Source organism: Serratia ureilytica (assembly GCF_013375155.1).
Lineage (GTDB): Bacteria > Pseudomonadota > Gammaproteobacteria > Enterobacterales > Enterobacteriaceae > Serratia > Serratia ureilytica.
Genome location: NZ_JABXOF010000014.1, coordinates 109,281 through 119,748 on the forward strand (window position 1 = coordinate 109,281; position 10,468 = coordinate 119,748).

9 protein-coding genes and 1 riboswitch are annotated in these 10,468 nt (G+C 58.3%); of the genes, 5 read left to right on the forward strand and 4 right to left on the reverse strand.

Annotation, left to right across the window (positions count from 1 at the left end; genetic code table 11):
• Window positions 1-97 precede the first annotated feature (97 nt).
• Together HWW83_RS23050 and HWW83_RS23055 are read right to left on the reverse strand one after the other, a co-directional pair.
• Window positions 98-1,546, reverse strand: coding sequence for a dihydrolipoyl dehydrogenase (locus tag HWW83_RS23050; RefSeq protein ID WP_176589571.1), 1,449 nt, complete (start codon window positions 1,544-1,546; stop codon window positions 98-100).
• A 72-nt stretch (window positions 1,547-1,618) separates the two neighbouring features.
• Complete coding sequence (locus tag HWW83_RS23055; RefSeq protein WP_004931051.1) at window positions 1,619-2,350, reverse strand: glutathione peroxidase; 732 nt, start codon at window positions 2,348-2,350, stop codon at window positions 1,619-1,621.
• Between the two features lie 151 nt (window positions 2,351-2,501).
• Between HWW83_RS23055 and oxyR the strand changes: the two genes are divergently transcribed.
• Entirely contained in the window at window positions 2,502-3,419 is a 918-nt protein-coding gene (oxyR, locus tag HWW83_RS23060) for a DNA-binding transcriptional regulator OxyR (protein WP_033652202.1), read from the forward strand.
• On the opposite strand, the gene sthA is transcribed toward oxyR, so the two are convergent.
• Window positions 3,402-4,799 (reverse strand): Si-specific NAD(P)(+) transhydrogenase, encoded by a 1,398-nt coding sequence (sthA, locus tag HWW83_RS23065; RefSeq protein WP_004931047.1) that lies wholly within the window; start codon window positions 4,797-4,799, stop codon window positions 3,402-3,404. The genes oxyR and sthA overlap by 18 nt on opposite strands.
• A 218-nt stretch (window positions 4,800-5,017) precedes the next feature.
• Here sthA and fabR point away from each other — a divergent pair, with 218 nt between their 5' ends.
• Together fabR and HWW83_RS23075 are read left to right on the forward strand one after the other, a co-directional pair.
• The gene (fabR, locus tag HWW83_RS23070; RefSeq protein WP_004931044.1) at window positions 5,018-5,650 is read left to right on the forward strand and encodes an HTH-type transcriptional repressor FabR; all 633 of its coding nucleotides are present in this window, start codon (window positions 5,018-5,020) and stop codon (window positions 5,648-5,650) included.
• A gap of 15 nt (window positions 5,651-5,665) precedes the next feature.
• Window positions 5,666-6,037: a YijD family membrane protein gene (locus tag HWW83_RS23075; RefSeq protein WP_025304650.1), complete on the forward strand. Its 372-nt coding sequence runs from the start codon at window positions 5,666-5,668 to the stop codon at window positions 6,035-6,037.
• A 34-nt stretch (window positions 6,038-6,071) separates the two neighbouring features.
• Here HWW83_RS23075 and trmA read toward each other — a convergent pair whose 3' ends face one another.
• A complete protein-coding gene (gene trmA / locus HWW83_RS23080) occupies window positions 6,072-7,175 on the reverse strand; it encodes a tRNA (uridine(54)-C5)-methyltransferase TrmA (protein WP_033645222.1) in 1,104 nt (367 codons plus the stop codon).
• Window positions 7,176-7,297: 122 nt separating this feature from the next.
• Window positions 7,298-7,510: riboswitch (cobalamin riboswitch) on the forward strand.
• Window positions 7,511-7,579: 69 nt separating this feature from the next.
• Here trmA and btuB point away from each other — a divergent pair.
• Together btuB and murI are read left to right on the forward strand one after the other, a co-directional pair.
• Entirely contained in the window at window positions 7,580-9,451 is a 1,872-nt protein-coding gene (gene btuB, locus HWW83_RS23085) for a TonB-dependent vitamin B12 receptor BtuB (protein ID WP_089197547.1), read from the forward strand.
• Window positions 9,396-10,259: a glutamate racemase gene (gene murI / locus HWW83_RS23090; RefSeq protein ID WP_025921004.1), complete on the forward strand. Its 864-nt coding sequence runs from the start codon at window positions 9,396-9,398 to the stop codon at window positions 10,257-10,259. The genes btuB and murI overlap by 56 nt, the downstream gene beginning before the upstream one ends.
• The last annotated feature ends 209 nt before the right edge of the window (window positions 10,260-10,468 follow it).

Sequence of the window (10,468 nt, forward strand, 5' to 3'; positions counted from 1 at the left end):
GAGGGCCGTGAGGCAAGAGGAGGGAGGAAAATCTGGAAAGCGCTGCGCAAAAAAACCGGGCCTGAAGGCCCGGTAGGTGTGAACGGATAAGAAGGCGCTATTCGCCCGGACAGCGCTGACAGCGTTCGATTTCGGCCGTGCCGAGTTTGAGCTTCGCCTGCAGGTCGCGCAGCGCAGTGCGCAAGCCTTCTTCGATCACCGGATGATAGAACGGCATGTCCAGCATCTGATCGACGGTCATCTGCTGTTGGTGCGCCCAGGCTAACAGGTGCGCAATGTGTTCGGCGTCCGGGCCGATCATTTCTGCGCCGAGGAAACGGCCGGTGCCTTGCTCGCCGTAAACGTGCAGAACGCCCTTGTTGCGCAGCATCACCCGCGAGCGGCCCTGATTCTCAAACGAGACCTTGCCCACTTCAAAACATCCGCAGGCGCTGAACTTCTCGCTCAGCTCGCGGAAGGTCGAGCCGACCATGGCGATCTGCGGATCGGAGAACACCACCGAAATCGCGCTGCGGCGCAGACCCGGATTGATCTCCGGGAAGCTGCCGGCATTGGCGCCGGCGATGCGTGCCTGATCGCTGGCCTCATGCAACAGCGGCAGTTGGTTGCTGGCGTCGCCGGCGATAAAGATATGCGGCACGCTGGTTTGCATCGTCAGGCGGTCGGCCAGCGGCACGCCTCGAGCGTCGAGCAGCAGGCCGGTGTTTTCAAGACCCAGCCGATCGACGTTGGGGCGGCGGCCGGTGGCGGCCAGCACGTAGTCCACCAGGATCTCCTGCGACTGGCCCTGCAGATCCTGATAGCGGATAAATACGCGGTCGCCTTCGCGCTGCATCATCTCCACTTTCACGTCGGCGTCGAGGTAGAATTCTTCCCCCAGCGCCTTCGCAGCGTAATCGCGCACGGCGCTGTCGGTCAGCGGCCCGACGGCGCCGCCGATGCCGAAGACCTTGGTGTCGACGCCGAGGCGGTGCAGCGCTTGCCCCAGCTCCAGCCCGATCACGCCGGGGCCGAATACCGCCACGGACTGCGGCAAGTCATCCCAGTTGAACAGATCGTCGTTGACGATCAGGCGATCGCCCAATTCATTCCACGGCGCCGGCCAACTGGGGCGAGAGCCGGTGGCGATCACGATGCGCTGCGCCACGATGCGCGTATGGTCATCGACCTGCAGCGTGTTGTCGTCGATAAAGCGGGCATAGCCCTGAATTTTGTCGGCGGCCGGGATCTCGTCCACGCTTTCCAGCACGAAGCCGACGAAACGGTCGCGCTCGCGTTTGACACGCGCCATCACCTCGCGTCCGTCGATACGCGTTTTGCCGGTTGGGTGCACGCCAAAGCCCGGCGCACGTTCGATTTGATGCACCGCTTCGGCGGCGGCGATCAGTAATTTGGATGGCATGCAGCCAACGCGCGCACAGGTGGTGCCGTAAGGCCCGCCTTCAATCATCACCACGCTGGGGGTAGACAGTTTGGCCGCGCGATAGGCGCCGAGCCCTGCGGTGCCGCCGCCGATGACCGCGACATCAACGTTCAACAGTTTCATATCCGCTCCTGAAAGGTAAAAAAAGGGCGGGCCGTAGCCCGCCAAAGTTCACGTTGGCTTTGTTATTACTTATTAAGCTGACAGGAATGTTTCCAGATCGTCGCTGCCGCCAATGTGACGGCCGCCGATGAAGACCTGCGGCACCGTGGCGCGGCCGCTGACGGCGCGCAGGCTGACGGTGGTGGCGTCTTTGCCCAGCACAATCTCTTCATACTGAATGCCGCGCTCTTGCAGCATCTGCTTGGCTTTGGCGCAGAATGGGCAGCCCGGTTTGGTGAACAGGGAGACCGATTCCTGCACTTTGAATTCCGGAGCCAGGTATTTCAGCATGGTGTCGGCGTCGGACACTTCGAACGGGTCGCCCGGCTTGTTCGGTTCGACGAACATTTTCTCGACCACGCCGTCGCGCACCAGCATCGAGTAGCGCCATGAACGCGGTCCAAAGCCCAGATCCGCTTTCTCGACCAGCATGTTCATGCCTTTGGTGAATTCACCGTTGCCGTCCGGCACGAAGGTGATGTTTTCCGCATGTTGGTCGGCTTTCCAGGCGTTCATGACGAAGGTGTCGTTCACGGAAACGCAAAGAATGCTGTCGACGCCGTGCTGCTTGAATACGCTGGACAGTTCGTTGTAGCGCGGCAGGTGGCTCGAAGAACAGGTCGGCGTGAACGCGCCCGGCAGCGAGAAAACAATGACGGTTTTGTTTTTGAACAGGTCATCAGTGGTCACATCAATCCATTGGTCGCCCTGACGGGTGTGGAAAGTAACCTGAGGAACTTTCTTGCCTTCTTGACTGGTAAACATTGATTAACCCCTTAATTAGGAAAAGTAATTTTTAGCATTTAGCGCGATATCGCTTCGTTGGGACACATTATTGTCGCTGGGGCTTGATAGATCTAATCGCTCATTGCTATCTTATCTATCGCCATGAGCTATCATGGAATGGAGGGAAACAATGAATATTCGTGATTTAGAGTATCTGGTCGCCTTGGCCGAGCACCGGCACTTCCGCCGCGCGGCCGATTCATGCCATGTAAGCCAACCCACGCTGAGCGGGCAGATCCGCAAGCTGGAAGACGAGTTGGGCGTCATGCTGCTCGAACGCACCAGCCGCAAGGTGCTGTTCACCCAGGCGGGTCTGTTGCTGGTGGAGCAGGCGCGTACTGTGCTGCGAGAAGTGAAAGTATTGAAGGAGATGGCCAGCCAGCAGGGCGAAGCCATGTCCGGGCCGTTGCACATCGGCCTGATCCCGACCGTGGGGCCTTATCTGCTGCCGCAGATCATCCCGACGCTGCACAAAACGTTCCCGAAACTGGAAATGTACCTGCACGAAGCGCAAACCCATCAGCTGCTGGCGCAACTCGACAGCGGCAAACTGGACTGCGCCATTCTGGCATTGGTTAAGGAAACCGAGGCGTTTATCGAAGTGCCTTTGTTCGATGAACCGATGAAGCTGGCGGTGTACTCCGATCACCCGTGGGCGCAGCGCGAGCGCGTGCCGATGCCGGATTTGGCGGGTGAGAAACTGCTGATGCTGGAGGATGGCCACTGCCTGCGCGATCAGGCGATGGGCTTCTGCTTCCAGGCGGGCGCGGACGAAGATACCCACTTCCGCGCCACCAGTCTGGAAACGCTGCGCAATATGGTCGCGGCCGGCAGCGGCATTACCCTGCTGCCGTCACTGGCGGTACCGCCGCAGCGCGAACGCGACGGCGTCTGCTATCTGGATTGCTACAAGCCGGAGCCGAAGCGCACCATCGCGCTGGTGTACCGCCCCGGCTCCCCTTTGCGCAGCCGTTATGAGCAACTGGCCGAGGCGATCCGCGAACACATGCAGGGCTACATCGACAGCGCGTTAAAACAGGCGGTTTAAGCCGTTTAGCGCCGCCACCCGGTAGGCTTCGGCCATGGTCGGATAGTTGAAGGTCGTATTAACGAAATACTCGATAGTATTGCCTTCACCTTTCTGTTCCATGATCGCCTGGCCGATGTGGATGATCTCCGCCGCACGCTCGCCGAAGCAGTGGATCCCAAGGATCTGCAGGGTGTCGCGATGGAACAGGATCTTCAGGCTGCCGACGTTCATCCCGGCTATCTGCGCGCGCGCCAGATGCTTGAACTGGGCGCGGCCCACTTCATACGGCACCTTCATCGCGGTCAGTTCCTGCTCGGTTTTGCCGACGGAGCTGATTTCCGGAATGGTGTAGATGCCGGTCGGGATATCTTCGATTAAGTGACCGCTGGCTTCGCCGGAGGCGATCGCCTGCGCGGCGATGCGGCCTTGATCGTAGGCGGCGGAAGCCAGGCTCGGATAGCCGATCACGTCACCGACCGCATAAATGTGCGACAGCGCGGTTTGATACATGCTGTTCACTTTCAGCAGCCCGCGGCTGTCCGACTCCAGGCCGACGTTCTCCAACCCTAACGAATCGGTGTTACCGGTACGGCCGTTGGCGTACAGCAGGCAGTCCGCTTTCACCTTCTTGCCGGACTTCAGGTGCACGATCACGCCGTCTTCGGTGCCTTCGATCTTCTCGAACTCTTCGTTGTGGCGGATCACCACGCCGTTGTTCCAGAAGTGGTAAGAGAGCGAATCCGACATCTCCTGATCGAGGAACGCCAGCAGGCGATCGCGGGTGTTGATCAGATCGACCTTGACGTTCAGGCCGCGGAAGATGGACGCATACTCGCAGCCGATCACCCCGGCGCCGTAAATGATCACGTGGCGCGGCTCATGGCTCAGCTCGAGAATGGAATCGCTGTCGTAGATGCGCGGATGGTTGAAGTCGACGCTGGCCGGATGGTAAGGACGCGAGCCGCAGGCGATCACGATGTGATCGGCGCGGATGGTGTCCTGGGTGCCGTCCATGTAGCTGACGCTGACGGTGTTGGCGTCGATGAAGCGCGCGTCGCCGGCGAACAGTTTGCACTGGTTCCGCTCATAGAACCCTTGGCGCATTCGGGTCTGCTGGCTGATGACGTTATCGGCGTGGCGTAAAATGTCAGGGAAGGTCGCGCTGAGCGTGCGCGAGTTGTTGTAAAGCGGGTTCTGGTTGAATTCGATAATGCGGCTGACGGCGTGGCGGAGGGCTTTGGAGGGGATGGTGCCCCAATGGGTACATCCGCCGCCTACGTTATTGTACCGTTCGATAACGGCCACGCGGGCGCCTTGTTTCACCAGCCCCATGGCGGCACCTTCACCACCAGGGCCCGAGCCAATCACAATGGCATCAAATTGATAGTGCTGTTGCATGTAGGAGAGACCTGTTTTTTTATACAAGATTACAACGGTATCTTAACATCATAGCGCTGCTCACCCAATCACCATTAGGCTTTTTGAGTCAAAGCACAATCGGCTCAGGGCGGAAGTGTGATAGAGCGCGTTAGTATAAATGCTGTTGCAATAAAATTTGCTATATTGCCGAGTCTAGGGCGTTAGACTGAGAAAATGGAACCTATCCGGATATGCATATGGGCGTCAGAGCACAACAAAAAGAACGGACTCGTCGTTCCCTGATCGAAGCCGCTTTCAGCCAGCTGAGCGCCGAACGCAGCTTCGCCAGTCTGAGCCTGCGGGAAGTTTCACGCGAGGCGGGCATCGCGCCCACGTCGTTTTATCGCCATTTCCGCGATGTGGACGAGTTGGGGCTGACCATGGTGGATGAAAGCGGCCTGATGCTGCGTCAGTTGATGCGCCAGGCGCGCCAACGCATCGCCAAGGGCGGCAGCGTGATCCGCACCTCGGTGTCCACCTTTATGGAGTTTATCGGCAACAACCCGAACGCCTTCCGCCTGCTGCTGCGCGAGCGCTCCGGCACGTCGGCGGCATTCCGTGCGGCGGTGGCGCGCGAGATCCAGCATTTCATCGCCGAACTGGCGGACTACCTCGAGTTGGAAAATCACATGCCGCGCAGCTTTACCGAAGCGCAGGCGGAAGCGATGGTCACCATCGTGTTCAGCGCCGGCGCGGAAGCGCTGGATATCGACGTCGAGCAGCGGCAGCAGCTGGAAGAACGGCTGGTGCTGCAACTGCGGATGATCTCCAAAGGGGCGTATTACTGGTATCGTCGCGAACAAGAAAAAGCTTCTGTGTCCCACGTATAAAAAAGGTAAAAAATGATGGAAAAACCAGGCCGTGAAAATGGCACCTTACTGCTGGCGTTGATTGCCGGCCTTTCGATCAACGGTTCCTTTGCCGCGCTGTTCAGCTCGGTGGTGCCGTTTTCGATCTTCCCGCTGATCGCGTTGGTGCTGGCGGTGTACTGCCTGCATCAGCGTTACCTGAACCGCGCCATGCCGGATGGCATGCCGAAGCTGGCGGCGGCCTGTTTCCTGCTGGGGCTGCTGTTGTACAGCGCCATCGTGCGCGCCGAGTATCCGCAGATCGGCTCCAACTTCCTGCCGTCGGTGATCTGCGTGGCGCTGGTGCTGTGGATCGGCATGAAACTGAAGGCGCGCAAGGCGCCGGATGCGCCGACTCAAGAATCGTAATGAAACGGGGCGCCATCATGGCGCCCCTGTCATATCAGCGGTGCTTTTCCAGCAACACGCCGCACTCCATGTGATGGGTATACGGGAACTGATCGAACAGCGCCAGACGGCTGACCCGGTGGGTGGCCTGCAGCGTTTCCAGGTTGGCGCACAGCGTTTCCGGATTGCATGAAATATACAGAATGCGCGGGTAAGCCTGCACCATCTTCACCGTTTCATCGTCCAGCCCGCTGCGCGGCGGATCGACGAAAATCGTCTCGCAGTTGTAGCCGCTCAGATCGATGCCTTTCAACCGGTTGAATTCGCGTACTCCATTCATCGCCTGAGTGAAGTCTTCCGCCGCCATGCGGATGATCTGCACGTTGTCGATATGGTTGGCGGCGATGTTGTACTGCGCCGCCGCCACCGACGGTTTGGCGATCTCGGTCGCCAGCACGCGCTCGAAATTGCGCGCCAGCGCCAGCGAGAAGTTGCCGTTGCCGCAGTACAGCTCCAGCAAATCGCCTTTGGAACCGGCGGTGACCGCCAACGCCCACTCCAGCATCTGCACGTTCATGGCCGCGTTGGGCTGAGTGAAACTGTTTTCCACCTGGCGATAAATCATGTCGCGGCCGGCGACCGGCAGCACTTCGTCAACATAATCCTGGTCGAGCATGATCTTGGTCTTCGACGCTCGGCCGATCAGCTGCAGGTCGAAACCCTGCGCGCGCAGCTCGTCGCGCAACTGCTCGGCGCGCTGTTGCCAAACGTCATCCAGCTTGCGGTGATACAGCAGCGAAGCGATGATTTTGCCGCTTCGCGTCGACAGATAATCTATCTGGAACAGCTTGTGGCGCAGGATCGGCTCCGGTTTCAGCGCGGCGATCAGGGCGGTCATCAGGCGGTTGATCAGCTCGCTGGCCGCCGGGAACTGATCGACGCGAATACGCTGCTTGGTCTGCTGATCGAACATGATGTGATACATGTCGTCTGCGTCGTGCCAGATGCGGAATTCGGCGCGCATGCGGTAGTGGTCGACTGGCGAGCGGAACACTTCCGGCTCGGGCGCCGCGAACGGTGACATCAACGTCTTCAGGCGGGCGACTTTCTCCGCCAGTTGGTCATCGTAACGTTCAATAGGCAAATTCTCGGGCGTCATGTGTTTCTTCTCGTCAGGCAAATTTGATCAGCGGGGATTGTAGGGAATCAGCCCGTGAAGTCCAGTTTTGTCGCGTTTATTATTTGTAACATTAATGGCAGTCTAGACATCTATTTGCATTGATCGTAGCATTGCCGTCCGGCCTCAAGCAGCGAGTGAAAAGGGAATCCGGTGTGAATCCGGAGCTGACGCGCAGCGGTAAGGGGAAGTCACGGCGATAGCGTTTCGACGCAGACACTGTCCACTGCAGGATGGGAAGTCATCGCCCGTTGCCGGTCGCGCCCTGCGGCCCGCAAATCCCAAGCCCGAAGACCTGCCGGTGTTACGTCGCAATGTCCGTGGCCGTCGCGAACTACCGGCCATGATCCTGCGGCATCCGCCAATTAAGTTTGGATGCTTTTCTCATGACAATTACAAAAAATACGCTGCTGGCGGTGGTCTCTTCCGTCACGGCTTTTTCTGGATGGGCGCAAGACAACACCACAGCCACGAATGGCGATAACCTGGTGGTTACCGCCAACCGTTTCCCGCAGCCGGTTTCTTCCGTGCTGGCGCCGACCACCATCGTCACCCGCAACGATATCGATCGCTGGCAGGCCAAGAGCCTGACCGACGTGATGCGCCGTTTGCCGGGCGTGGACGTTGGCCAAAACGGCGGGTTGGGGCAAAAGAGCTCGCTGTTTATTCGCGGCACCAACTCCAGCCACGTGCTGGTGCTAATTGACGGCATTCGCCTTAATCAGGCGGGCGTCAGCGGCTCTTCTGACCTTAGCCAAATCCCGATTTCGTTGGTGCAGAAAGTCGAATACATCCGCGGCCCGCGCTCGGCGGTATACGGTTCCGACGCCATCGGCGGCGTAGTCAACATTATTACCACGCGTGAAAAGAACGGCACCACGCTGGCTGCCGGCGTCGGCTCCAACGGCTATCAATCCTATGACGCGTCGACCCAACAGCAGTTGGGCGACAGCACCGTGGCGACGGTGGCGGGTGACTACACCTACACCAAAGGGTATGACGTGGTGGCCTACGGCAGCACCGGCATGCAAAGCCAGCAGGATCGCGATGGCTTTATGAGTAAGTCGCTGTATGGTGCGCTTGAGCACCAGTTCAGCGAATCGGTCAGCGGTTTTGTGCGCGGGTATGGTTACGACAACCGCACGGCGTATGATAGTTATTATTCCTCACCGACCAGCCCTCTGCTGGATACGCGCAAACTGTATAGCCAAACCTGGGATACCGGATTGCGCTATAAAGAAGGCATTTACGCAACACAAGTGATTGGCAGCTACAGCCATAGCAAGGATTACGATTACGATCCTCGCCTCGGCATGCATGACAGCTCGGCCAGCCTGGTGGATTCCGAACAGTACAACCTGCAGTGGGGCAATACGCTGCAGGTTGGACAGGGTACCGTAAGCTCTGGCGTCGACTGGCAGCAACAGAAAATCAAACCGGATTCCACCACCGTGAAGGGTGAAAAAAGCCAACGTGATGCAGGCATCTATCTGACTGCGCAGCAACTGGTTGGCCCGGTAACGTTGGAAGGTGCGGTTCGAGGTGACGATCATTCCGAGTTTGGCTGGCATGGCACCTGGCAAACCAGCGCGGCCTGGGAATTCGTCGAGGGATACCGTTTTATCGCATCGTATGGCACGGCGTTCAAAGCACCGAATATGAGCCAGCTATACGGCAACTTCGGTAACAACACCGATCTGAAACCGGAAGAAAGCAAGCAGTGGGAAGGTGGCTTTGAAGGGCTGACCGGCCCGGTGACCTGGCGCATCTCCGGTTATCGCAACGACATCGACAATTTGATCGATTCCACGGGGGAAACCAACTACGTCTATTACAACGTGGGTAAGGCGACCATCAAAGGGATTGAAGCTACGGCCTCGTTTGATACCGGCCCGTTGACGCATCAGATTGGTTATGACTATGTCGATCCTCGCAACGCCAAGACCAATGAAGTGCTGCTGCGGCGCGCCAAGCAGCAGGTGAAATATGAGCTGGACTGGCAGCTGTATGACTTTGACTGGGCGGTGACTTATCAATATCTGGGTCAACGTTATGACAAGGATTACAGTACCTATCCGGAACAAAGCGTTAAACTTGGCGGCGTGAGCCTGTGGGATCTCGCAGTTTCGTATCCGGTCACATCTCATCTGACAGTTCGTGGTAGAATTGCCAACCTGTTTGATAAAGATTATGAGACGGCCTATGGCTACGCTACTCCAGGAAGAGAATACTACCTCACTGGAAGCTATACCTTCTAACAGCACCGCCACACCTCGCCCGACGGTGCTGGTTTTCGATTCCGGCGTCGGCGGGCTGTCGGTGTATCAGGAGATTCGGCAGTTGCTGCCGGATCTCCACTATATATACGCGTTCGACAACGTGGCGTTCCCCTACGGCGAGAAGTCCGAAGAGTTTATCGTTGAGCGCGTGCTGGAGATTGTCGGCGCGGTGCAGCAACGTCATCCTCTGGCGATTGTCGTCATCGCCTGCAACACCGCCAGCACGGTCTCCTTGCCGGCCCTGCGCGAGCGTTTCAGTTTCCCTGTCGTGGGCGTGGTGCCCGCCATCAAACCGGCGGCCCGTCTTACCGTTAACGGCATTGTCGGCCTGTTGGCGACCCGCGGCACCGTACAGCGCAGCTACACCCACGAACTGATTTCCCGTTTCGCCACCGACTGCAAGATTGAACTGCTGGGCTCTTCAGAACTGGTGGAGCTAGCGGAAGCCAAGCTGCATGGCGAAGCCGTGCCGCTACCGGTGCTGAAGAAGATCCTGCATCCGTGGCTGAGCATGCGCGAGCCGCCGGATACCGTCGTGCTGGGCTGCACCCATTTCCCTCTATTAGCTGAAGAGCTGATGCAAGTGTTGCCGGAAGGCACCCGATTGGTGGATTCCGGCGCGGCGATTGCCCGTCGCACCGCCTGGCTCATCTCTACGCAGGAAAACCTGGTCTCGAGCCAGGAAGAGAATCTGGCGTATTGCATGGCGTTAAATGAAGATACTGACGCTTTATTGCCCGTTTTGCAGGGCTATGGCTTTAAATCGTTGAAAAAACTGCCGCTTTAACGGTGTTTTGGTTAAACATTCAACGGTCAGAAAAAATATTGAAAATAGGGGTTGCGGCCCGCCGAGAACTCCCTATAATGCGCCTCCACTGACCGGGAACAACGACTGACAAGCCGCCGGGTCAGCGAGAAGAAAGCGAAATAAACGCTTGACTCTCCGGGTGAAAAGCGTAATATACGCAGCCCGCGCCGATGAGTTTCTCGGCACTG